The 22,719-nt window shown below is 46.4% G+C and carries 21 protein-coding genes; 11 read left to right on the forward strand and 10 right to left on the reverse strand.

All coding sequences use genetic code 11. From position 1 onward, the window contains the following. Window positions 1–290 precede the first annotated feature (290 nt). From cobT to K0C01_RS08535, 3 genes are all read left to right on the forward strand, one after another. Window positions 291–1,319: a nicotinate-nucleotide--dimethylbenzimidazole phosphoribosyltransferase gene (gene cobT, locus K0C01_RS08525; protein WP_221169285.1), complete on the forward strand. Its 1,029-nt coding sequence runs from the start codon at window positions 291–293 to the stop codon at window positions 1,317–1,319. Between the two features lie 68 nt (window positions 1,320–1,387). Next, window positions 1,388–2,416, forward strand: coding sequence for a hypothetical protein (locus tag K0C01_RS08530; protein WP_221169286.1), 1,029 nt, complete (start codon window positions 1,388–1,390; stop codon window positions 2,414–2,416). A gap of 74 nt (window positions 2,417–2,490) precedes the next feature. Then, on the forward strand, window positions 2,491–3,204 hold the full coding sequence (locus K0C01_RS08535) for a class I SAM-dependent methyltransferase (RefSeq protein WP_221169287.1): 714 nt from the start codon (window positions 2,491–2,493) through the stop codon (window positions 3,202–3,204). A gap of 70 nt (window positions 3,205–3,274) precedes the next feature. On the opposite strand, the gene K0C01_RS08540 is transcribed toward K0C01_RS08535, so the two are convergent. Next, complete coding sequence (locus K0C01_RS08540; RefSeq protein ID WP_221169288.1) at window positions 3,275–3,625, reverse strand: hypothetical protein; 351 nt, start codon at window positions 3,623–3,625, stop codon at window positions 3,275–3,277. A gap of 129 nt (window positions 3,626–3,754) precedes the next feature. On the opposite strand from K0C01_RS08540, the gene K0C01_RS08545 reads away from it, so the two are divergent. Next, on the forward strand, window positions 3,755–3,937 hold the full coding sequence (locus K0C01_RS08545; RefSeq protein ID WP_221169289.1) for a DUF7836 family putative zinc-binding protein: 183 nt from the start codon (window positions 3,755–3,757) through the stop codon (window positions 3,935–3,937). Window positions 3,938–4,128: 191 nt separating this feature from the next. On the opposite strand, the gene K0C01_RS08550 is transcribed toward K0C01_RS08545, so the two are convergent. After that, window positions 4,129–5,595, reverse strand: coding sequence for a hypothetical protein (locus tag K0C01_RS08550; RefSeq protein ID WP_221169290.1), 1,467 nt, complete (start codon window positions 5,593–5,595; stop codon window positions 4,129–4,131). A 226-nt stretch (window positions 5,596–5,821) separates the two neighbouring features. Between K0C01_RS08550 and K0C01_RS08555 the strand changes: the two genes are divergently transcribed. From K0C01_RS08555 to K0C01_RS08570, 4 genes are all read left to right on the forward strand, one after another. Further along, the gene (locus K0C01_RS08555) at window positions 5,822–6,529 is read left to right on the forward strand and encodes an ABC transporter ATP-binding protein (protein WP_221169291.1); all 708 of its coding nucleotides are present in this window, start codon (window positions 5,822–5,824) and stop codon (window positions 6,527–6,529) included. Between the two features lie 2 nt (window positions 6,530–6,531). Continuing rightward, entirely contained in the window at window positions 6,532–7,791 is a 1,260-nt protein-coding gene (locus tag K0C01_RS08560) for an ABC transporter permease (RefSeq protein ID WP_221169292.1), read from the forward strand. Between the two features lie 194 nt (window positions 7,792–7,985). Then, window positions 7,986–9,305 (forward strand): 3-isopropylmalate dehydratase large subunit, encoded by a 1,320-nt coding sequence (locus tag K0C01_RS08565; protein WP_221169293.1) that lies wholly within the window; start codon window positions 7,986–7,988, stop codon window positions 9,303–9,305. Next, window positions 9,302–9,883, forward strand: a complete 582-nt coding sequence (locus K0C01_RS08570; protein ID WP_221169294.1) for a LeuD/DmdB family oxidoreductase small subunit — start codon at window positions 9,302–9,304, stop codon at window positions 9,881–9,883. Before K0C01_RS08565 ends, K0C01_RS08570 begins: the two co-directional genes overlap by 4 nt. 157 nt (window positions 9,884–10,040) lie before the next feature. Here the strand turns inward: K0C01_RS08570 and K0C01_RS08575 are convergent, their stop codons facing one another. The 4 genes from K0C01_RS08575 to K0C01_RS08590 all read right to left on the reverse strand — a co-directional run bounded on the left by K0C01_RS08575 (window position 10,041) and on the right by K0C01_RS08590 (window position 15,627). Then, window positions 10,041–10,964: a phosphatase PAP2 family protein gene (locus tag K0C01_RS08575; RefSeq protein ID WP_221169295.1), complete on the reverse strand. Its 924-nt coding sequence runs from the start codon at window positions 10,962–10,964 to the stop codon at window positions 10,041–10,043. Continuing rightward, window positions 10,964–12,805, reverse strand: a complete 1,842-nt coding sequence (locus K0C01_RS08580) for an ABC transporter substrate-binding protein (protein ID WP_255568441.1) — start codon at window positions 12,803–12,805, stop codon at window positions 10,964–10,966. Before K0C01_RS08580 ends, K0C01_RS08575 begins: the two co-directional genes overlap by 1 nt. A gap of 588 nt (window positions 12,806–13,393) precedes the next feature. Next, window positions 13,394–14,575, reverse strand: a complete 1,182-nt coding sequence (locus tag K0C01_RS08585) for an HflX-like GTP-binding protein (protein ID WP_221169297.1) — start codon at window positions 14,573–14,575, stop codon at window positions 13,394–13,396. After that, window positions 14,572–15,627: an AI-2E family transporter gene (locus K0C01_RS08590; RefSeq protein WP_221169298.1), complete on the reverse strand. Its 1,056-nt coding sequence runs from the start codon at window positions 15,625–15,627 to the stop codon at window positions 14,572–14,574. The genes K0C01_RS08585 and K0C01_RS08590 overlap by 4 nt, the downstream gene beginning before the upstream one ends. Before the next feature lie 120 nt (window positions 15,628–15,747). On the opposite strand from K0C01_RS08590, the gene K0C01_RS08595 reads away from it, so the two are divergent. Then, window positions 15,748–17,556: an aldehyde ferredoxin oxidoreductase family protein gene (locus K0C01_RS08595; protein ID WP_255568252.1), complete on the forward strand. Its 1,809-nt coding sequence runs from the start codon at window positions 15,748–15,750 to the stop codon at window positions 17,554–17,556. 75 nt (window positions 17,557–17,631) lie between these two features. Here the strand turns inward: K0C01_RS08595 and asd are convergent, their stop codons facing one another. The 4 genes from asd to K0C01_RS08615 form a co-directional block, all read right to left on the reverse strand. Further along, the gene (gene asd / locus K0C01_RS08600; RefSeq protein ID WP_221169299.1) at window positions 17,632–18,666 is read right to left on the reverse strand and encodes an aspartate-semialdehyde dehydrogenase; all 1,035 of its coding nucleotides are present in this window, start codon (window positions 18,664–18,666) and stop codon (window positions 17,632–17,634) included. A gap of 176 nt (window positions 18,667–18,842) precedes the next feature. Beyond that, complete coding sequence (locus K0C01_RS08605) at window positions 18,843–19,658, reverse strand: DUF5794 domain-containing protein (protein WP_221169300.1); 816 nt, start codon at window positions 19,656–19,658, stop codon at window positions 18,843–18,845. Between the two features lie 3 nt (window positions 19,659–19,661). Continuing rightward, window positions 19,662–19,889, reverse strand: coding sequence for a hypothetical protein (locus K0C01_RS08610; protein WP_221169301.1), 228 nt, complete (start codon window positions 19,887–19,889; stop codon window positions 19,662–19,664). A gap of 1,079 nt (window positions 19,890–20,968) precedes the next feature. Next, window positions 20,969–21,412 carry an NUDIX hydrolase gene (locus tag K0C01_RS08615; protein WP_221169302.1) on the reverse strand — a complete coding sequence of 148 codons (444 nt, stop codon included), beginning with the start codon at window positions 21,410–21,412 and terminating at the stop codon, window positions 20,969–20,971. Window positions 21,413–22,093: 681 nt separating this feature from the next. Here K0C01_RS08615 and K0C01_RS08620 point away from each other — a divergent pair. Beyond that, on the forward strand, window positions 22,094–22,276 hold the full coding sequence (locus K0C01_RS08620; protein WP_221169303.1) for a DUF1918 domain-containing protein: 183 nt from the start codon (window positions 22,094–22,096) through the stop codon (window positions 22,274–22,276). A 7-nt stretch (window positions 22,277–22,283) separates the two neighbouring features. Next, on the forward strand, window positions 22,284–22,715 hold the full coding sequence (locus K0C01_RS08625) for an RNA-binding protein (protein WP_221169304.1): 432 nt from the start codon (window positions 22,284–22,286) through the stop codon (window positions 22,713–22,715). Window positions 22,716–22,719: the final 4 nt, after the last annotated feature.

Raw genomic sequence — 22,719 nt, forward strand, 5'->3', positions numbered from 1 at the left:
GTGTTACTGGTTCCATGTGAGTTTCCCCAGAGACGAGCGCGGGCGGAATTAAATTCGTCACCGGGCGTTACACTGGCTTCGCGCCAGAGACCACGGCGAAGCCACGGGCCACCGCGCCTGGGGTACTTCACTTACCATCCGGTGAATCCCTTATCGGTTCATCTAATACTTGACTATGGCAGTGAAATATAGTGAACTCTCTCGATTTGTATTTCTGAGAGTCCTCAATATTCTTTCTCTCAAAATGTATCATAGCAGCTAAATAACTATTTGCTTGACTAGGGGATGAAATGGACGTGGATATCCCTGAAATGGATGTCAAGGCAGCAGACTCTGCTAGTAAACGACAAAAGAATCTTATCAAGCCACCCGGAAGCTTAGGGAGACTTGAGGATCTTTCAGTTCGTATTGCTGGAATGAAAGGAACCGCACAACCTGAGCTATCTGATGCACATATTCTCACATTTGCTGGCGACCACGGCATCGCAAATGAAGGCGTAAGTGCATTTCCACAGGAGGTAACTCAACAGATGGTACAAAACCTTGCGAATGACAATGCGGCTGTAAACGCTCTTGCAGCTGTGAACGGAGTTGAAACTACCGTCATCGACGCTGGTATTATCGGAGATACACATCAGAATCAAGACATCATCTCAAAAAAAGTGTCACATGGAACCAACAATTTTCGCACGCAGCCGGCGATGACTCAGCCAGAGGCAACGAGTGCCATTGAAGTAGGTCGCTCAACTGTCATTGAACACGCTGATTCTGCAGATATCATTGGTCTTGGTGACATGGGCATTGGCAATACGACTGCCAGTGCTGCTGTTACGGCAGCGATCACAAATACATCACCAGAGCTGGTTACCGGTCCTGGAACTGGCATTGACGAACAGACTCTTCAGTCCAAAGTCGACGTGATTGATGATGCTTTGAACCACCACTGTCCAGACGCTAATGAGGGCATAGATGTTCTTCGAAGTGTGGGTGGGTTTGAACTTGGAGCAATCGCCGGAGCCGCGCTTGAAGCAGCAGAACAGCGAATCCCGGTTGTCATTGATGGATTCAATGTGGCTGCCGGAGTACTTATCGCAATGGCAATTGATAACTCTGTTACCAATTACTTGCTTCCATCTCACCAGTCAACTGAGCCTGGGCAGAAAGTACAACTTGACGCATTAGACTTAACACCATTATTCGATCTCGAAATGCGTCTTGGCGAAGGAACAGGTGCTGCAATTGCAATTGGAATGTATCGAAGTGCCTGTCGCGTTCTCTGTGACATGCCAACTTTTGATGAGGCTGGTGTTTCTCGTTAGAATTAAGGTGTGAATGGAAAAATAAGGAGATATCTAAACAGATCATTTATACTGATCAAAGAGAGAGAATGACAACAGCAAAAATCATCGGTGGCGGCATGGCCGGGCTTGCAGCCGCTCAGAAAGCGGCGCAAACTTTTGATGATGTAGAACTCTATGATGAGGGCACATATGCGGATTCTCGAGAGGGTGCTTGGGGAGAACTTGTCCCTAATTACCAACAATTTCCATTTTCAAAGCAGGTCGACGGTGTCGTTCGAAACATCGATCAAATTGAACTTCGGACTGTAGAACATTCTACAAGCCGGCAAATAACAGAATTTAAACTCAATCTTCAGGACGGCGTAATTATCGATCGAGACGTATATGAAACGATGTGGGCAACTGAGCTGAACAATCAAATAACAGTTTATGAAGACCATCCTGTAACTCCAGAGCAACTTCAAGACTGGTGTGGAACAGCCGATCTCATTATTGATGCTTCGGGTCCACAACCAGTTTCTCAGAATGCGTTTGAGCATATCTCTTCACATTCCAAGACGATTGAGACAGTTAGCACACAGCAGTCGGGGAAATTCCGTCAGTACTACCCTATCCCAGTAGCGGTTATCTTCGGCGCTGCAAAAATGTACGTAACGACGAAATCCCAGATCCGGGCAACCTACGGAGTGGGCTGGGATCGAACAAAAGCACCAGATAACAAACTCCAGCGTTTCAAATCGCTATGTGAGGAGGCTGGTCTCCCTGTTCCAAGTGAACGTGAAGTCGTGTACGGTACCGAGCCAGTAATGGGAAGCCGTCCGTATCGTCAGTGTGCATTCCATCAAGATGGGACAGAGGTTCGGTTAGTTGGCGATGCTGCTGGCGTTGTAAACTGGGCCAGTCGATTCGGGCTTGGACGAGCCATCGCATCAGCATACGCTGCTGTCGAGTATCATAACCATCCAAAGAAGTATATCGATTGGCTACAGGACTCAACGCGAGGTGATCGTATTAAACACCAGATTCTTCGATTACTTGAGCAGGGCGTTGGTGAACAACGGCTCATGTCTGTTTTCGGCCAAACTCGCTCTGAGTATCCCCTACACTGGTTCTGAGTTCTATCGTGACCCCGGAGCAGTTGACAAGTTGAAACAATGGGATTCTTGCAGCCGAACATCAACATGTTCACATGGATGATCCATTTGGACAAGCACTGCTAGATCACTATCGTGAATGCCGGGAGAGCCCTCTGTTGCAGTGCGATGGACCAAACCAACACAAGCATCGAGTTGATGAATTTTATTTTAATTCTTATTTCTCGTTGCCAGAATCAGGCTGGATCGAAAACCAACTTCGTGGCCCGTTACTGGATATAGGGGCGGGAGCAGGACGTGATACTCTATACTTTCAGACACATTTTGAAACAATTGCAATTGAAATCAGCGAGCAACTTGTTACGTTACTAAATGAGCGTGGAGCTCAAGACGCCCGCTTCGGAGATATGTTTGAAGTTCGTGACCAGTTCCCTGAAGATCGGTTTCAGTCAATCCTGATATCTGGGACACAACTTGGACAGGCAACATCAATGCTAGGACTCCGACAGTTATTAAATGATTTTGCATACATCACGACTGACACAGGTACCGCAGTGATTGATGCCTATGATCCGGACTACGAAGGAGCGACAGAGATGCTTGGATACCGAGATGATCCCACACCAGGAATTGGGTATCGGACTGTATACTATCAGTACGAAAATGTACAGTCAGAAATTGTGCTAACATTGCTATTTAGTCCAGAACGACTACGAGAAGCGACAATCGGCACTGATTGGACAGTCAGAGAAATCCGCCGACCCCGTGACTCGTATTATTACAGAGCAGCGTTAGAAAAAGAGGTATGAATTGGACTCAATGGTTGAGACTGTACTTAGGATTTTGTCCTGAAATTACCGATCTGCTTCTCACGACCAGCTACTTCCGCTCTGCTATTGATAGATAGAGCGCGTAGTTGTCAGTTAATTCTTCACTCTCTCGGTCTTCTGTTTGTTGCAGATTAACCTCAACTCGCGTCTCGTCATTCTCAAATTTCTCGAATGTGCTAAAAAACCGTGCGGCAGCCTCTACAAACTCTGCTTCTCCTGTAATTCGAACGCTAGACACTTCAGTCGCATACTTACTGCCCGTAAATTCTGGCGGCTTTGGGACAACAGACTCGGCAAGCTCTTTTGCTGATGGTTCATCAAGTGAGGACAGCCATCGCATTGCATCATTCTTCCGAATGTGTCCTGTTTCCGTTTGCGGTAGGTTTGACAATACTGCCATGCATGCACAGTTGGTTCTGAATTCGTATTTCAACCTGTGGATGTGTTGGTTGTCGTTCCCCCGATGTTCAATTGTGCTGGTGTTAAATTGACACAATCATTATAACGCTACCGTGTTCATGCACTATACATGCAGGAATCATGGATCCCTATCCAGTGTCCTGATTGCAACGAGCGATGGCAGGAGTCTCCCAGTGATTTACCACATCCTGATGGGACGTTCGTTTGTACACACTGTGATGTAGAACGCCCAGTTGCAGAATTTATTCAAACACAACAGGGCCTCGAAATCCTTCGCAACTTTCATGCCTGACCACTAATTGTAATCTGATCTATTCTGCTCACTTTGTTACCGTGTCAGCCTTGTGATTAAGTCCTGAAGCACTCCCTTGATTCGCCTGTAAACATTTCATATACTTTTGAGGCAACTCTTTGATAGTCATTGGAATCAAGTTATTGTCACCAATAAAGGGCAGAAATCGAACTACTAGAAATGCTGACCGCTTACTCAATTAGATCCGCGGCAATCTCTTCTATCTCCTGCTCAGACTTATCTCCAACAACAACCGTCATTATCTCATCATCTGTCCAAATTGCCGCCGATCCATCCGTTATCTCTCCTAAACTGTCTATATCAGGGGCTATCTCAGTAAGCTCAGATGCATTAACCACTGTTACCGACTCATTGTTGATTGTCGTCTCTGTTCCTTCGACCCACTCATCTAGCATAATACTGCTTTGGATAACGGCCACCGACGCTGTTTCATTTTGGTATACAGCACTGGCGACCTGTCCACCAATCTCTGGAATAGTTACTACCGTCCCAGAATCAAATTCGTACTGCGCTGGTTCTGATTGTAGGTTGACTACCTCGGGTACAAATTCAAACTGTGTCTGGTCCTGTAGTTCGATGTAAGAGTTAATTACCTCCTGTTCCTGCTCTGGTGGCTCAAACGTACTGTCTGCAATGTCCCTGTCTATTTCAGTATCGAACTCAGCAGTAATGCTTCCGGTAGCTGTCGTTAACTCTTGTTTTACAATGTGGTACTCATCCGTCGTAACCCAGTATGTCAATTCCCCATCTATTGACTCGTCTTCGTGAGTGACCGATACAACATGAACATCTTCTCCATTATATTCAGTTGTTTCAGTCCGTTCTATGACAATGCCTTCTTCGAATGCTGTTGCTTCTTGCTCGGCTTCTTCAGAAATATTTTCTATGACCGATTCAAGATCCTTCTCTACCATTTCATGCTCCTGGATGGCTTCGACCTTCTCAGTTAGATTGTACATTGACGCATTTGCTGAGAACATCTCTAAAGCATCGCCACCGGTTATGTTACTCTCTTCTCCGTTGTTCCCAAATAGCGGATGTTTAGAGTCATTGAGCAAAAGATCGCCATCTATTTCTCCGAATGATTCGTTAAGATCAAACTCTTGGTCTATTTCGTCAAGTGCTTCTTCAATTGTCTCTTGGCTTACGTTCTCTTTAGTAATATTTTCCCAGTCTTTTTCTTCTGATAAGTTCCCAGTGAATTCGTCTGTTATATTCCCGTACTCAAAACTCGCCACTTCCGCTCCTGTGAGTGTGTACACAGCAGCCCTCTCTTGTTCTATCTGTAGGTAATACTCGCCGTCTTCTGGGTGGATCCAACTATACTCTGCTGTCGTCGCTCCAGTCACTGACTGATTATCATACGATGCAGTCACTATAGATTGATTATCATCTGTTACAACCGTCTGTACCTCATACGTGCCTATCTCTGTAGTTTCATTTGACACTGTGACGGTTGCGTCGATTGAAACTGTTTCTGCTTCGTCATACTGGTTATATGCCTCCTCAAGAACCTCTTCACCAGTTGGATCTTCTGATCCAATGGTCACCCCAATTGCTGCCGCACCTGACACGCCAAGAAGTGCAACAGCAACAATTAGAGTGACCCGTCCTATCCCGCGATTATCGACACCCATATATCTAATATTATTAGGTGATGACGCGTAAAATACTCTCCGCCTCCGGTAGCACACGGATGTTTTTCATACTTCTCGAGCAGATCAAGGTAGTTTCTCATTTATAGCGGTAGCGAGGCGAACGCTCACCGGCTTTAGCTGTGGGGGTCATCAATTGTCAGAGACAAGTCAACAGCCTCGCAGACGGCAGAACATTCAGCATGGTTGAGCCCGTATTGATATAGGTATGAATGCAGTCCAATCGTCACAACATGAGTCAGTTGTAAAACTTGACTCAGTCCGCAAAGAGTACGATCTTGGCGGAACTGTTGTTGCACTTGATGATATTTCACTAGAACTCTCAGAAGGGTCTTATACGGCGGTTATGGGTCCAAGCGGTTCAGGCAAGAGTACCCTCCTGAACCTAATCGGCGCATTAGATACTCCTACCAGCGGCAATGTCGTTGTCGATGACCAGAACGTTGCTACATTATCTGAGTCCGAGCGTGCTTCTCTTCGTGGAACCACGATTGGGTTTATTTTCCAGACGTTTAACCTGATGCCCAGATTAACAGCAGTGGAAAACGTTGCACTACCTCTTTCGTTTGCTGGCGTTTCCCGTGAGCAACGACTTGATCGGGCTGTCCATCTACTTGAACAGGTGGGGCTTGGCGACCGAACAGATCACTTGCCGCCTGAGTTAAGCGGAGGTCAACGTCAGCGTGTTGCCATAGCCCGGGCACTGATTTCTGATCCAGAACTCATTCTTGCTGATGAGCCAACCGGTAACGTAGATACAGAGACTGGTAAAGAAATTATGCAGCTTCTACAAGATGCCAATAATAATGGGAATACCATCCTGCTTGTTACACATTCCCGTCGTATCGCGGAGCACGCTGATCAAATTGTACATTTCAAGGACGGGGAGCTAATCGAGATTGAACAGCTTAACTAACAATGGACCTAAAAGATACACTTCAAATTGCTGGTCGGTCACTGTATGGACACCGACTACGATCTACGCTAACTGTCGTCGGAATTGTAATTGGAATTGGTGCTGTCGTCGCCTTCGCAAGCTTTGGGTTCAGCGTTCAGGGTAATGTGCTTGATGAGTTCGAAGAAACGTCAGCTAACGAAATTGTTGTCGCTGAACAGCCTGATTTTGACTTTGATAGTCCAGGCTCGCCGCCTGACCTCGATGATTTTGGATCAGGCCCGATTTTTACTGAAACCGATGCGACTGAACTTGAGGGAATTGAGGGCGTAACTGATGTTGTTAGACAGGGCTCTGTATCTGGTGGTATCTCAGCATATAATGACTCCAACCTTTCGTTAGATCCTACGATAACTGCTATCAGTAGTAACCAGTTTGCTGATGACGATTTCATCAGTGGAGAAGTATATGAAGACGACGGTAATGGAATAGTCATCACTGAATCTACTCGTGAGAGTCTTCAGCAAAACGTCCCTGAAGAGAATATCTCTGTTGGGGGTACCATTACCGTTGATCCGACAGCAGAGGATGAGCAAACCCTTGCCATTGTTGGCATTATCGAAGAAACTGATACAACACTACTTCCAGACTTCGGCGATGGATATTATATATCTACCAATAGTGACCTGTACGATGGTTCTCTTGAGACCGACGGACTAATAGAGGAAACCGCTTACGAGCAATTGACAGTGACAGCATCTCCTGATAACGTTCGTGAGGTACAGGATAATGTTGAGGCATACATATTTGATGATTCTGATGCAGCAACTCAAAGTGACAATATTTCTGTTACATCAAGTTTAGATATTATTGAAGGCGTAGAGTCAGTTCTTACCGACGTTACACAGTTTGTTATCGGCATCGGCATCCTCGCATTAATTGTTGGAGCCTTTGGGATTGCTAATATTATGCTTGTTAGCGTTACTGAGCGCACAAAAGAGATTGGTATCATGAAAGCAATCGGTGCTCGAAATCGTGATATTATGGGCCTGTTCCTTTCTGAATCAATTATGCTAGGAGTTCTTGGAGCTCTGGTTGGAATTCCAATTGGGCTTGGGACGGGCTATATTGCGTCATCTTACGCAGATGTCGGGTTCGTTATCCCATTCGATTGGATAGCGATTGCCGTTGGAATGGGAATTGCGACCGGAATCATTGCAGGATTGTACCCGGCGTGGCGTGCAACCCGAGTTGATCCTATCGAAGCTCTTCGGTATGAATAACGGACTGTGATATCTTAGTTTATATAACGCACAGCTCAACGTTTTGGGTCTTATCTTGTAGTTTGCGAGATTTACTGAGCTATACACGAAATCATCAACTTAACATAATCTGTTCTTTGTGTGGATAGACATGTCATACCATTATTAAGATAAAGAATAATAATTATAAAATAGGTCTGGTAATTAAAATTCACATGTCAGAAACACAGACAACAGCGTCGGACCAGACGGATCCAGGACCGGATGCTACTGGGACGATGGCTGAGCGGATTATCGGTGACGCAGCAGGTCAATCTGTTGACGCCGGTGATGTCGTGTTGGCTGAAGTAGATAAAGCACTTCTACAGGACGGAACAGGCCCTTTAACGGTTCGACAACTTCGTGATCTTGACTTAGTCCAATGTCAAATACCGGAAGGAACTGTTGTTTTCCTTGATCATCAGGCACCACCAATGAACGCTGAGATGGCTAATGAGCATGATCTGCTACGTGAATTTGCCACTGAGGTTGGCTGTCAGCTGAGTGAAGTAGGCGACGGAATTTGTCATCAGGTCATGACATACGATTATACGGCTCCTGGTGACATTCTCGTTGGTGCTGACTCACACTCTGTTAGTGGTGGAGCTCTTGGTGCGATGGCAACTGGTATGGGAAGTACTGATGTTGGTGTTGCGTTTGCACTTGGTGAGACGTGGTTCCGTGTCCCTGAAGCAGATAAGTTCTATCTTGAGGGCGACCTTCCTGAAGGCGTCTATGCAAAAGATCTGATATTGCAGATTATCGGCGATGTCGGTGCTGATGGTGAGACCTATCGAGCAATGGAGTTTGTTGGCCCAGCAGTTGACAAGATGCGTATTGACGAGCGAATAACCGTTTCAAACATGGTTGTTGAGGCTGGAGCTAAGTGCGGAATTTTCCCGTCTGATGAACGAACCAAATCGTTCTTAGAAGAACGTGGCCGAGGAGATGACTGGATGCCTGTGTTTCCAAGTCCCAACGCCGAGTATGATCGCGAATTTACGTACGATCTGTCCGGGCTGTCTCCTGTTGTTGCCCGTCCTCATCAGGTCGATAACGTTGTATCCATTGAAGATGAGAGTGTTCAAGACGTTGAAATTGATCAGGCCTTCCTTGGATCTTGTACAAATGGCCGGATTGAAGATCTCCGGATCGCTGCTGACATTCTGGAGGCCAACGATTGTGACACTGATTCCGGGGTCAGACTAATTGTTAACCCTGCTTCTCGTGAAGTATACGAACAAGCAATGGATGAGGGTATTCTCAAAACTCTCAATCGTGCCGGTGCGGCAGTTAATACGCCAGGCTGTGGTATCTGCTATGGAGGTCATCAGGGAGCGCTTGCTGACGATGAAGTTGCTATTGGATCGAATAACCGAAACTTCCGTGGCCGATTTGGTAACCCTGAATCTGAGGTTTATTTGGGTAGTCCAGCAACCGTCATTGCAAGTGCAATCACAGGCGAAATCACAGATCCACGCGAGGTGATGCCATGAGCGATCCAGCTAACATCGTTCAGGAAGGCAAAGAGCTTGAACGGGATGTATCGAATCTCAGCGGCCAGTCATGGTACGTTGGAGATGGCGTTTCTACCGATTTAATTGCCCCTGGCCGTTACTTCGACCTGCGATCTGACCTTGACCGACTTGCTGAGCACACTCTTGAAGATGCTCAGTTACAGACAACTGACGAAGAGTTCATGCAGGTTTTTGAGCCAGGTGACTTCGTTGTCGCTGGTGAAAACTTTGGACAGGGCTCCTCTAGAGAACACGCTGCTGCTATCATCGAACGAGTTGGTGTGTCTGCTGTGATTGCCGAATCCTTTGCCCGTATCTTCTACCGAAATGCTATCAACGTCGGTCTGCCGGTTATAACCTGTGACACTTCGCGCATTAGTGAAGGTGATGAATTGTCTGTTGACTTAGATGCTGGTGTCATTAATAATGAGACTACTGGCGAAACAATCGAATTTGATCCACTGCCGCCGCTAATGCGCCGACTTCTCAATGATGGTGGGCTAGTTAGACACATTGACCAGCACGGAAAGTTTGCTGATGATCTGATCGCGGATTGAATCTTCAACCGAGAACCAGCACAGCTTCTTCGTGAACTCACCCCGGGGTCAAGCCCCGGGGGCAGTCGCCTTGACTGCCTGTACAAAGATAGCAACTCAGCTGCACAGGGATCAGACTGAACGAATAGTAGTCTGATACTTGTCAGGTGTCTGCTTGCTACTCTTTTTGTGTTTCAACCTTGCTACGGACCTTCTGTGCTTTGCTGCGGAGGGTATCCCAGACTGAATATATCTTACCACGGAGATGACTACCAGTGCTACGAATTTTGTCAAAAATATTATATACTATCCTCGTCACTGAGAACCTATCAACCGTCATATCCGCTACTAATACACTTACCCACGCAAGTATCAGCCCAGCAATTACATCAACAACCCAGTGAATCGCTAGATATACTGTTGAAATGGCTACACTTGCCGCAAGTATTAGTGCGACCACATTCCAGACTGGGTAGGCATCCCGAGTTCGATATGCGAAAATAGCTATTGTTGCTGAAAGTGAGGTATGTAATGATGGAAATACGTTTGTGTTGTCATTTACTTCTCGGGTTATATACTGCATTTCTGGTTGGAACTCATAGAGTGTCACTAAATCGGTGAACGTATTTCGTGGTCCATATAGCAGTACTAACGTATAAAACACGATTCCAACCATATAATTGACTGAATATGCGGTCAGTAACTTTCTCAGGTGTATCGTATCTGTTAACACAAGATATGCGATAACTGGGAAAATCAGCATAAACGCGTATCCGTACACATATATGAACGAAAAATACACTGTCAGCTCATGGATGACGACATCCTGAATAGCCAATATTATTGTTTCCTCATAGTCACTGATCGGTCCTATTGGTCGCCAACCGATGCGTCGAGATACTGCAAAAACCCTGTCTCTCGCAAAGCTATTAAATAACAAAATTCCAACCAATAATATTGCAATTGGTGCTGTCTGCTTGACTCGTCGTTTCCAATCCTTTCTCAGAGATAGAATCTGTCCCTTACTGACTGAGATTGCAGTCATTATGATAAGCATGACTGCAACGACAGCTGAGACATTAACTAGAAGTGCCCTAAGCATTATCCAAGCACAACTAAGTTTCCATCATCATCGTATCGGTAGCCAATATCCATAAACGCTTGTCTAGCTTGCTCCTCGAACGTATCCGATCCCTGGTCCCCGTAATACTCGACAATTGGATACTTGTCGCTGGACTCATCTGGATAATCAATATTGTTCGGCCACCACATTGCGTCCTCTGGGCTTTCCGGCAATGGAGTATATGCAGCGGAAGCCTTCCCATCAAACTCTTCCTCAACTAACTGGTCAACATCAAATAATCCTGCAAATACCCTTCTAAAGTTCATATCGCTCATTGGCTTTTTACGGGCATTCAGTCCTAACTGATACAGCCGGTGATAATTCGAATCAAGAATATCTATATTTTCATCATCCTCTGCAACGCCTCCTGCATTATCCATTTCTTCAGTCACAAGCGGCTCTATAAGGACATCAATAGTTCCATCTTCGATCAGATCGATAACTGTAGCTTGGTTTGCATCTAATGTAATAACAATCTCTTCTGCAATTGGCGATACAGAAATATCACTCTCTGAACCAATACTGAAATGATCTTCGTGTAGTGATAACTCAACCTCGTCGTTACCTTCATCTTCAACTTTATATGGGCCACTCCCGATTAGCGGCACGTCATCATCCAATGTCTCTTCCCACGACGTTCCTGCATCAATCCCAATGAATGAGCCATCGTCTAATTCTTCTTCCCATAGATATTTTGGAACAATAGGGGGTAATAAACATCGCTTCCAAGCATCCTCGTCAAATAGGCTATTTGCATCCTGTGATAGTTCAATTGTTACTGATCTATCCTCTCCTGAAATCTCGTCTACAAGGGTAGATGTCCATTTATGTCGAGGGCTTGCAAATTCTGTTCCACCTTCTCCGCGCGTGAGATCGTTTATTAGCCGGTAGCTAAATTTAATATCCTCAGCAGTTACTGGTGTTTTTTCCTCTCCTTCTTCTTCAGCGTGGAAGTATGCGTCATCCCTGAGTGTGATTGATATCTTATTTCCTGAGCATGTAACATTCTCAGCGAGCCAAGGTTCGACTCCCTCACCTGTTTCAATCATTAGCGAATCGTATATCAAGTTGGTTGTCGGCCACTCATCTTGTCGCGATGTGAATGGGTTCAGGTTTGTTAATGGAGTGCTAACTGTTGTGCTCATCTCCAACTCATCGAGCATCTCTGAGGTCTCTGACATGTAACCCCATTTACGATCCATATAATCTCTATCCCACTCATCATATCGGTCTGTCCGAACTAATCTTTGCTCAGGCACACGACAAAGTGGGATCATTGGATACTCGTCATAAAACACAGAGAGGAATCGTTGAAGTGACTCTTCTGGATCTTCTGGACCTCCGTTTAAAAGAAACTGATTTTCCAGTCCAACAAACTGCTTGAGGTATGTGTCAACAGAAGAGTTCGTATATCCGTATGGATTTGCCCACCCTGCTTCTGTTAAATATTCTGAATGGAAAAGAAAGTAAAGCTGTTCTGGGTAGCGTAATTTCGGTAATGGGTATAGAAACGCATCAAAATCTTGATCGTAGAGAATCTTTGATACCAGCTCAGTATCTGTCCGCAAATCACGTTCTGTGTCTACACCCACTGTCTCAAGCTTTTCTATGAGGTCATTAGCTGTTTTAAGCCCTCCTTGATCACCTTCTTCTCCGATCTGTGCGGTTAACGTGAATTCCACCTGTTCTTCACTATCGTCAAAATACCGATCAATTATGTCTGTACAGCCGGAAAGTCCAGCACCTGCTCCAGCAATGACTGATCCAAGCAATGCGCGCCGAGAGACACTTTCTTTTTTTGGGTCAGTGGCAGGTGCCATTGTCACCTAGTAAATATGATTCACGCACAAATAACGCTAACCATCTCTATATTACTGATTATATATCTAAATACCAGCACGAATTATTAACAGCTACAGGCTACGTTTCTGTTCTCAAGGAGCGACCGGCGGGAGCGAGTAGGGCGAGGATACAGCCGTGCGCTCGGTCAACACAACATAGTTACTTTGTATACAGATTAATCGTTCACCGTGACGGATTCTCTTCGTGAGTCTGCCTTCGAGTGGGATCATACCTACGGCCAGACTGTATCCGCTCGTCACCACCGTATGGTCAGAGTATGACTAAATTAACGCCTGTGGAGACTGCGTTTCCTGCATGAACAGACGGTGTCAACCGATCATTCGCAACAATGTACATCGCGGAATCAGGAAACCTCTGTCTCAAGAAACGACCTGCGTCAGCGAGAAGTGAGCAGACAGTGGTAGTCCACAAGTTCACACTCTGTCGGAAATCCGTATGTCCTTGCTGAGAGCAAATGCTGATTTGTACCTTTGTCCCTGTTATCTATATTCCAGAAATATACATAATACTAATTACATTACATATGTCCCAAAGCCTAATTCTCATCAGTTTTCTTGCTCATCTTCGATTTTCCCTTCCTCTATGTCATTTATTTCTTCTTTTAGTTGCTCTATTTGAGATCTCATGCCGTTAATTTCAATTTTGATCTGATCTCCATATTCAATTGAATTGACAGATATCTTCCCATAGACAGTTGACACGAATGACATTGCGTCATCGTTTATCGGGAGCGTTATCTGTGCTGTCGTTGTTGGTATATTTTCAAATATCTGCTCCTGCAAGTGGGTGACTACTGGTTGCTGTTGCCTGCCGGTTGCTGGTAAATCACTGTACTCAACCTCAAGCAGGCTTCCTCCGATCATCTCTTTGACGGTACCCGTATCAAGCACAGACTCTATGCTCCGTACCAGCAGTACAATGTCAGCCTGATCCCACGCATATGCTGATCGAGGGACCGTCTCCTGATACCACTCCGGCATTTCTGGGATTATTGGTGCTGTCCTTATTATGTATACTTCATGGTCATTGACCGTTTCTGTGGATACTGTACCTTCACCGTGTTGGCCTATTTTACTGGTTTTCTGGCCTTGGCTTGCCTTGCACTTTTCTATTAGGCCAATAGTACTTGCTACAGCAATGCTTGGCTGTGGAACAGACAATGTTTCTTTTATTCGGTCACGACGTTGTTTCTGCTCTTTTTTGATTGCTTCATTTACTGATTGCAGTCTAGCGTCAATATCTTCTATCACCTTTTCTGATTTATCCTGTTTGGATATACCCACCACTTCACTGTGTTTTATCGCACAACGTTTTCTCCGCAATTCTCGTCGTTGTGCAGTATATTGGGCAATTGGGTTCGAGGTAGCTTTGAACCCTTCATAGATCGCGTCCTTGTAATCTATCACGGACAGCTCGGACAACTCTTCGGAAAGATCGGTGTACTGACCCGGATGTAGTATGTTTCCAAGCACTACCGTCTCAGCACCTGCTTCAGTACTCTTTTCTCTAATCTCACTTACTGTCCCGGGGCCAATATTGTATTTCTTATGCTCTTGTCGCTGTGATAGTAGTCGCTCTACTGGAGTTACTCCAATTGATTTTAGATATTCAGCAAACTGATCTAACCATCCCTTCGAATACACTGGGTCACGGGTTAGTTCTCTTGTTTTGACAGGTGACTCTCTGTATGCTAGCACTGCTCGGCCTCGTGTATTTGATTGACTCATGTCCCTGACTGCGCTTGAGGCCCATCTTGATCTCGAACGAATACAACAACAGTCGCTTTTAACACGGCCAGTATTACTGGACCTAAGAATAATCCAAGAATCCCTATCACGTATATCCCCCCAAGCACTCCGGTCAGTACAATCGCCGGATGAAGTCCTGATCCTCGGTCTACAAATATAGCTCGAAGATAGTTATCGACAACAGAAAGAACTGCTAATCCGTATGCCAGTAAGAAAATACCAGCAAAGATATCACCAACAAGTAGCAGGTATATCACTGCTGGTCCCCAAACAAGCCAAACGCCAATCACTGGCAATATGGAGACAATTATCATTACGACTGCCCAAAACGTTGCATTCGGGAACCCGACTATATATAGTCCAATTCCTCCGAGAATACCTTCGACAATGGCAACAAGTAGATGACTTCCAATAACTGCCCAGGTCACCTTTGAGACTTCGTCATACAACTCGTCAATTGTCTCATCTTCAACGGGTGCAGTAGCACGAAGCCAGTGTAATAGTGTCTTTCCATCAACTATGAAATAATATAACAGGAAAATTAGCAACAACAATCCAACAGAGGTACGGATCGTTGCTTGTAATAGCCCATATACTTCATCTAACAATCGGTCTACTATCGACGCGGCAACTTCCAGTAGTTCTTCTACGACCCTTGTTTCGATGGTCTCTAATACGCCAGGTTCTACACCTATCAAATCAACAGTTAGCTCTCGTAGCTGATCAATCCCTGCTTGAATGTCCTCCACCTGGAATGTCTCTAAATATGAAATAACGGTGTCGAATATAATTAGCGTGAAGATGAGTAGCGGTACAACAGCGACAACAATTGTCAGTGCTGTTAAGAACCCAGCTGACACCCGGGGACCAACGTACCTGATATCCTCAACCAGACGAACATGTACTGGATAGAGAATAAACGCAAGCAATGCTGCCCCCATGATGTATTGCAGGAATGGTGAGATAACCAAGAATCCAATAACTGCTAGAATCCCAACAAGACCAGCAAGAAATACACTACGTTTATCCATATCGGTATTTCATGGTTCCTGTATGATTAACTTTTGCAGAATCTTCTCTGCGATTTCTGGTCTATCACGTATAATCTGAGTCCCGAATCCTTTTGTTGATGTAACTCCCCGTGTTCGATAATGAATATCAGGGATCCTGACCAAATATTGTATGTTAATCTATCAGATGGGGAGGTAACCAGCGAACGGATCCCAGACACGTGGAAACAGAAGTATATCGGTGGAAAGGGACTGGGCGTCCGCTACCTCTATGAGGAACTATCAGCAGAAGTTGATCCTCTTGGTCCTGAGAACTGTCTTCTATTTATGCGAGGTCCGCTCTCGGGTATGTTGCCGGGAGAAACTCGATACGCTGCTATTACAAAGTCTCCACTGACTGGTGGATTCCTTGACTCGTATAGTGGTGGGACATTCGCATCACGACTTACAACCGCGCTTGGTGACTATATGGGGGTAATCATCACCGGACAAGCATCAGAACTGTCTGTACTCAGACTACAGGATGGAGAAGCTAATATTTATTCTGCACCTGAGCTGGAAGGCCTAAATACAGTTGAGCTGTCCAAACACTTTGAAGATACGTCAATTGCTGGTATTGGCCCTGCCGGAGAGCACCAAGTCTCATATGCAACGATTGCATCCGAATATGGAGAGCATCAAGCTGGTCGCGGTGGAGCTGGTGCCGTCATGGGTGCTAAACGACTCAAGGCTGTCATTGCCGATGGTCCCGAGCCTGATCCTCACCCAGAACTCACAGCATATTATCGCGAACAGTATCTCGAAAGTGACATAGGGAAATGGCAGTCAGCCAGTGGGACTGTTGAAACAATTGATTTTGCGGATGAGGTTGGTGTATTATCAACGCGGGGGTGGCAAGAAGGAACATTTGAAAATGCAGAGGAACTTGGCGTTCAGACAATACAAGAACTGGCCGACGAACGCGAGCATAATGATCCTGTTCCTGGAGGGTATCGACTTGAGACTGAGGATGGACCGTTTGTCCCACGAGGTGCAACCGCGATGTCTCTCGGTGCTGAACTCGGGCTTGATGAGTTTGATGCAGTAAAAGAACTCGGACAAGCGTGCGATCGACTTGGAATTGATGTCATCAGTGCTGGGAATGTGATTGCTTGGGCAGTCCTTGCTGCAAACGAAGGTCATATCGACCGTAATTTGGATTTTGGTGACCACGATGCGTTACAATCGCTGTTATCCACCATTGCTACAAGGGAAACTAATCTTGGAGATGTGCTTGCTGATGGGGTAAATCGAGCTGCGGCTGAGTATGGAGGCAAAACTCTAGTTCCTACCATCAAAGCAATGGACACTCCTCCATATGATCCTCGCGGTTCAATCTCAATGGCCTTAGCATACGCAACGAGTGATCGGGGGGCATGTCATCGACGCGCACTCCCCGTTGAAACCGAGGCGTTTGATCGAGATAACTGGACTGTGATGGATCGAGTTAAATCAGTTATTGAGGAGCAAACAATTAATGCAGTACTTTGGAGTTTAATTGCTGATTCATTTGTCGGGGAAGCAATTTCTACAGACCTTGGTGCAGCGTTACTCAATGAACTTGGATACCAATACGACCCAGTGGATCTGCTGAACGCAGGCCGTCGTACATGGACAACAACTCGGCTATTTAATATCCGCGAGGGCTTCGACCGAACGGATGATCAACTACCGCGCAAGTTCACTCAACCCCTGCAGGGAGGACCAGCAGACGGAAGTACGGTAAACAACGACGAATTCGAGATTCTACTACAGCTTTATTACCATCTGCGGGGGTGGAGCTCCGATGGTCGTCCCACAGATCAAATTCTACAAGATCTACAGATTACCAACTTGCCAGATGAACATACCCCGATAGATACAACCATTGCACAGTCTCCAATAGCATCGGACGAAAGCGATAACGCATAGCTTACGAAGGATTAGATCAATTTTTTGACCTTGGTCAATATAATCTATATCTAACAGATACTCGCTTGAAAGAATTCACAAGTATCCCGATTCGAGTAGTAATTCTCCATTAAGAACGCTTGCACCAGCAGCCCCTCGGATAGTATTGTGTGCAAGGCAGTCAAACTGAATACCCCATGGTGTTTCTTGCACAGGCCCGACAGCAATTGCCTGTCCATTTTCGATGTTACGGTCAAGCCGTGGTTGCGGTCTGTCTGGCTCCTCAAATACTCGAATTAGTTCATTAGGAGCGCTAGGGAGGTCGATTGTTTCCGCATCTTGGAATGCAGCCTCGACTGCCGACGGCGCTGGGTTGTCCTCAAGCTCTGTCCAGACATTTTCGAGATGTCCATCAAGAGTTGCAACACGGTTACATGAAGCGGATACTTCGACATCATGCCACTGAATCTCTGCTCCGTTAAACTCTCCAAGTAATTTCCGTGTCTCTGTTTCCATCTTTTCTTCCTCGCCTCCAATATGCGGCAATACATTATCGATTATTTCCATTGACGTAACCCCAGAGTACCCGGCGCCTGAGACCGCCTGAAGGGTTGCAACATGTACTGCTTCGAGACCGAATTGATCAAGCTCACTCAGTGGCGGGACCATCGTGATCGTTGAACAATTCGGATTTTTCAACATTGCCCCGTCCCAGTCTCGATTATCTTGTTGTACCTCCAATAAATCAAGGTGGTCTGCGTTTACCTCTGGAATGATGAGTGGAACATCGTCATCGCGGCGGGCATTTGATGAGTTCGATGAAATAAGATACCCTGCTTTAGCGAACTCAGGCTCCACCTTTTCTGCTACCCCTGATGGTAGCGAAGAAAAGATCAAATCTACTTCTGACGATACTTCATCAGGATCTGTTGGGACGACCGTAATATCGGCAACTGACTCAGGAATCGGGCCTTTTGCTTGCCACTTTGCAGCTTCTTTATATGGTCTTCCTGCACTGGATTCGCTTGCGGTCAATGCCTGAATCTCAAAGTCGGGGTGGTCTGTAAGCAGCTGGATTAATCGTTGTCCAACAGCACCAGTTGCCCCGATAATACCAACTGATACGCTCATAGCCAAGATATGTGCTATGAACGGTCAAAATGGTTCCGTTCGTAGCTTGGTGAACTACCCCTGCCTACTCGCCGCCGTTGGCGGCTCCTTGAGGAAGGTGGCTTACCGCCTGTAATCAACTAAAAACATACGAACCTCAATAGTTCTCTCTATGTTTCTAATCCATTTTGTGGAGATCACAACCACGGAGCCCGTTCAGCCTCATCCTCGTGTTCAAGCTGGGCATAGCCTTCTTCTATCTCCTTGGCAGGTGCCTCTACCGTATCTTCACTCGGATTATATGCGAACACAGCTGACATCACCAAGACCGCAAGTGGAGCGTACTCTCCGAATGGCGCTCCAAGGATGGAAAGTGGGAGCAGTCCCAGTGAAACAGCACTACCGAAACGGAATCGGTCAAGGTCGACATTTGAACGCAGTTGTGGACCTCCTAGTGCCAGTAGCAGGGAGAATACCACGCCGATCCCTGCTGCTGCTGCTCCTTTTATGATTAAGTCAACTTCTGGAGCAAGAGCAAACTCCGCACCAGATGGATTGATACTCGCTATTAGCCCTAACCCAATAATGACAGCTGGCTTTGGCAGGTATTGTCCGATCTTGGCGCTTGCAGTTTGAGCTGCAATAGCGAGGATGACCAATGCTGCAAACCGCTCGAAGATCGCCAAGTCGATCACGCTGGCGATCGTTGGAGCAAGCGCAGCTACTGCCGCTGACAGGATAATTAATGGAATACCGACAAGCAGGACAATCTTAGCACATTCAGTCGGTGAACCATCAAACTCAGCAACAATTACAGCAACAGTGGCACTGCCTGCGAAGATGAGTAAACCAACCATTACAACGCCCGCGATTGAATCCAACGCGCCAGCGAGGACTAGTGCTGCAAACACTCCATCAATTAGCGGTAGGAACATTACCGTTGCTAGCAGCGCGGCTTGTCCACCTACTGCTTGCTCTATACGTAATGCAATCGGATGTTGGGAGACACTCATACCCTAGTTTGGACGGCCATCACCCACGGCCGGCGGGAGATATCGTCTGCGGGAGGGCAGACGTGGACGATCCAACAATCGAAGACTAGATTGTTGATTGAATTGGAGCCCTCGTGTCCCCCATTTAAACCCTGTCGCCAGTTTGCACATCGAAAATGTTGTCATCGCACTAATGGAAGAAGAATGTGGTCGACGTGCGACGCCAAGGTGTGCTGGACTGACGACAGACATACCTATATTATGAATCCTCATAACTAAAAGCGTTCTGTGAGAATGTAATCCATACTGTCAAATCTTGCATCTTACCTTCGAAACAAGACGAAATTCGTGAGAAGAGACCAATCTTAGAACCACGTTCCAGAGTTCGCTCTCTATAGAAAGAACAAGCCGAGGCCCTCTGGGGTTGTGTGACTGTTACGAAATTCAGTAAGATGTCGTAGTAGTTGGTACTGACTCAACAACCACGTTCACTATGGGTGGCGAATATTTTCTTGGTGGCGGTTGTAGTATGTGCTGGCACGATGGCGGCGACCATCGGCCTCCATGGACGCTCTGGGCGGTCATCGTGGCAGCTAGCATCCCACACGCTTGCTCGCCGTTCCGCAGGTGTGCGTGCTTCGATGACCAACCATGCGCCCCGCTGGTGCCGGGAACGTCATCTGAAGGGCCAACGAGCCGCCCGGTGAGCCGACCGAGAGGCACGAAAATAGATGGTGGTCAAGTCGAGAGCGAGGCCCAGCCGCTCGCAGTACCAATTACATCTGATTGGTGCCAAAAACTACTGAAAATTGGAACGGTACTCCACAATCTCACCTTCTGATGATCTCTCTACTAGTGAAACGAGCTGAGATCATGTGGTTTAGTCTTTGAGAGCTCATGTCCCCAGTGAAGTACCTCGGTGTCAAGCCCCGAGGCTTCGCCGTCTTGGGACCGCACCGCACCCGCAGGCAAATGTAATTCCTCCCGACTTTCTCCGTGAGGAGTCGGCTGGAATTCACACCCGGACACTCGTTGTGTCCGTGGGAGTCGGCGGCTCCACCACCGCCCGACAACTCCTGTCTCATGCCCAATGGACGGTGTTAAGAGGAGTCGCAGTTCCAATCTAACGGCCAGCGAAGGAAATGAGGTCTTCATTTCCATACGTTGAACAGTTTGTTTCTGGCCGTTGTCAGTGTATTATATCTCGAACATATTAAATTTGTATAATATTTCGACGGCATTCACCCTCGGAGTCAAGTGGTTCGAGACGCAAAGCGTCTCGTCATCATGAAAATCTTCGATTTCCAAACGACCCCGAGGCACTCTGCCTGCTATTTCTGTAGACCCTGCTGATATGCTTGTATGTATTCTCGATCTCTGGTGTTCTCCGGGAGTGAATGGAACCACTTGGCAGCGGTAATCTCGTCATCTGGGTCATCTGCATGACAGTCAGTAGATGCTGCGACAGCACGAAATACTGGGAGTATTCCCTGCGTTTGATGTTGCCCGTGTGAAATATGTACTTGAAAGAGCAGCGCGAGACCTTCATACTCTCCAGTAATATCTGCTTCTTCCTGCAATTCACGCTTGGCTGTCTTTTTCAGTGATTCTTGACGCGAGGTGGGTTGTCCACCAGGGAGGACCCATTGATTTACCTCATCGTGATGGACAAGCAGGATTGCTCCATCAGACCGATATGCGAGTGTCTGCACTCCGTATGGAACTCGATATTCAAGAATTCGCGTTAGTAGTGTCCTGTAGCGTGACCGGCTCACACTATGAGATAACGTGTACTCTCGATATGGGTCGTATTGGCCCCGGAGATCATAATAAAGTTGCTCGGAGACCTGATCCGCTTGTTCCGAGCGAAACCGGAGCTCGGTGTTTCTCATCGTATCCTACAATATGCGTTGGATAAACAGATAGCTATCGGTCATGCTATCAGTTGTTGGTAATACGATTTCGTTATTCAGCCGCACCGCTGTATTTTTCTCGCCCGATTCATCCTGATTCTAGTGTTCTATTGGTGGCCAGTTAATCGTTACGTCTATGATTCCTGATACTGTTCGCCGAGGAGCTTCAGCCGCAGTTTTCCGAAGCCGTATCCGGAGTGGGACCCGATTCGTTGGAGGCCGTTCTTCGCGGTCTCGACCGGACGGTCGTCGAGGTACTTCACAACCTGCAAAGACGGCGGGTATGCGACGGCGAGCGAGTTGATCTGAAGGCCAACTTTACTGTCTTCTTATGTGTGTACGGACGGCGGTATTCCTCTTGCTTTGAGTCTTTCTGATACCGACCAGAGCTTGGAAACACTACTGAATAGAATAAGCGTGCTTTCAACGACTGTTATGACATTTGATCGAGATAGGATATTTTGGGTCATATTCAAAAGTCTCTCTTTGCCTTCTGTAGTATGAACCGCTTCCTTTTTTTATCAACAAGGCTCATTTGTGGATATGAGCTTCGAAGAAGGCGATCGTGTCATTCTCCACGATGAACACAGCGAGTACGATGGTCAAGAAGGTAAAATCACACAGGTAATGGAGACAATGTTTGGCGATGCAAACTATACAGTTAGCTTTGACGAAGGCCAAGAAGCAGGTATTTCGGCTGATCAGATAGAAGCTGTTGAAGAATAACACATACATGGGTAGTGTTCCGCTCCATTATGTTGACTTGCGAGCATTCTGTTATGCAACAGAAGACGACAAGGGGGTTGAGCGGGCACTTCGACGTTTCTTACCCGAAGATACCCACATAGAACAACACGAGAGTGAAGGTCACTACGGTGACCGAATATTAGTTTTCTCTGCTCGTGTTGAAAATGCAGATGAAATTCGACATGTTCTATCACAACTTGCTGAGGGAGATGTGCTTGATACGATCTCCACAGAGATTGACGACCGTGTAACGGACAACACGGAACTGTTTATTCGTCTGGATAAACAGAAGGCATTCAACGGGGAAGTCGCTGTTGGCGAAGGAATCACATTTCGAGCAAAAGTTGAGGCTTATCCCGCCAAACGCGAGTACGCGCTTGAAAATGTGCGTGAATTAATCGACCAATACACTGATTGACTTC

This window comes from Salinarchaeum sp. IM2453 (assembly GCF_019693215.1).
Classification (GTDB): Archaea; Halobacteriota; Halobacteria; order Halobacteriales; family Salinarchaeaceae; genus IM2453.

What these genes read in the sequence shown, in the direction of transcription:
- cobT (WP_221169285.1), top strand. Translation starts at nt 291, where the DNA reads ATGGACGTGGATATCCCTGAAATGGATGTCAAGGCAGCAGACTCTGCT.
- K0C01_RS08530 (WP_221169286.1), top strand. Translation starts at nt 1,388, where the DNA reads ATGACAACAGCAAAAATCATCGGTGGCGGCATGGCCGGGCTTGCAGCC.
- K0C01_RS08535 (WP_221169287.1), top strand. Translation starts at nt 2,491, where the DNA reads ATGGATGATCCATTTGGACAAGCACTGCTAGATCACTATCGTGAATGC.
- K0C01_RS08540 (WP_221169288.1), bottom strand. Translation starts at nt 3,625, where the DNA reads ATGGCAGTATTGTCAAACCTACCGCAAACGGAAACAGGACACATTCGG.
- K0C01_RS08545 (WP_221169289.1), top strand. Translation starts at nt 3,755, where the DNA reads ATGCAGGAATCATGGATCCCTATCCAGTGTCCTGATTGCAACGAGCGA.
- K0C01_RS08550 (WP_221169290.1), bottom strand. Translation starts at nt 5,595, where the DNA reads ATGGGTGTCGATAATCGCGGGATAGGACGGGTCACTCTAATTGTTGCT.
- K0C01_RS08555 (WP_221169291.1), top strand. Translation starts at nt 5,822, where the DNA reads ATGAATGCAGTCCAATCGTCACAACATGAGTCAGTTGTAAAACTTGAC.
- K0C01_RS08560 (WP_221169292.1), top strand. Translation starts at nt 6,532, where the DNA reads ATGGACCTAAAAGATACACTTCAAATTGCTGGTCGGTCACTGTATGGA.
- K0C01_RS08565 (WP_221169293.1), top strand. Translation starts at nt 7,986, where the DNA reads ATGTCAGAAACACAGACAACAGCGTCGGACCAGACGGATCCAGGACCG.
- K0C01_RS08570 (WP_221169294.1), top strand. Translation starts at nt 9,302, where the DNA reads ATGAGCGATCCAGCTAACATCGTTCAGGAAGGCAAAGAGCTTGAACGG.
- K0C01_RS08575 (WP_221169295.1), bottom strand. Translation starts at nt 10,964, where the DNA reads ATGCTTAGGGCACTTCTAGTTAATGTCTCAGCTGTCGTTGCAGTCATG.
- K0C01_RS08580 (WP_255568441.1), bottom strand. Translation starts at nt 12,805, where the DNA reads ATGGCACCTGCCACTGACCCAAAAAAAGAAAGTGTCTCTCGGCGCGCA.
- K0C01_RS08585 (WP_221169297.1), bottom strand. Translation starts at nt 14,575, where the DNA reads ATGAGTCAATCAAATACACGAGGCCGAGCAGTGCTAGCATACAGAGAG.
- K0C01_RS08590 (WP_221169298.1), bottom strand. Translation starts at nt 15,627, where the DNA reads ATGGATAAACGTAGTGTATTTCTTGCTGGTCTTGTTGGGATTCTAGCA.
- K0C01_RS08595 (WP_255568252.1), top strand. Translation starts at nt 15,748, where the DNA reads ATGAATATCAGGGATCCTGACCAAATATTGTATGTTAATCTATCAGAT.
- asd (WP_221169299.1), bottom strand. Translation starts at nt 18,666, where the DNA reads ATGAGCGTATCAGTTGGTATTATCGGGGCAACTGGTGCTGTTGGACAA.
- K0C01_RS08605 (WP_221169300.1), bottom strand. Translation starts at nt 19,658, where the DNA reads ATGAGTGTCTCCCAACATCCGATTGCATTACGTATAGAGCAAGCAGTA.
- K0C01_RS08610 (WP_221169301.1), bottom strand. Translation starts at nt 19,889, where the DNA reads ATGTCTGTCGTCAGTCCAGCACACCTTGGCGTCGCACGTCGACCACAT.
- K0C01_RS08620 (WP_221169303.1), top strand. Translation starts at nt 22,094, where the DNA reads ATGAGCTTCGAAGAAGGCGATCGTGTCATTCTCCACGATGAACACAGC.
- K0C01_RS08625 (WP_221169304.1), top strand. Translation starts at nt 22,284, where the DNA reads ATGGGTAGTGTTCCGCTCCATTATGTTGACTTGCGAGCATTCTGTTAT.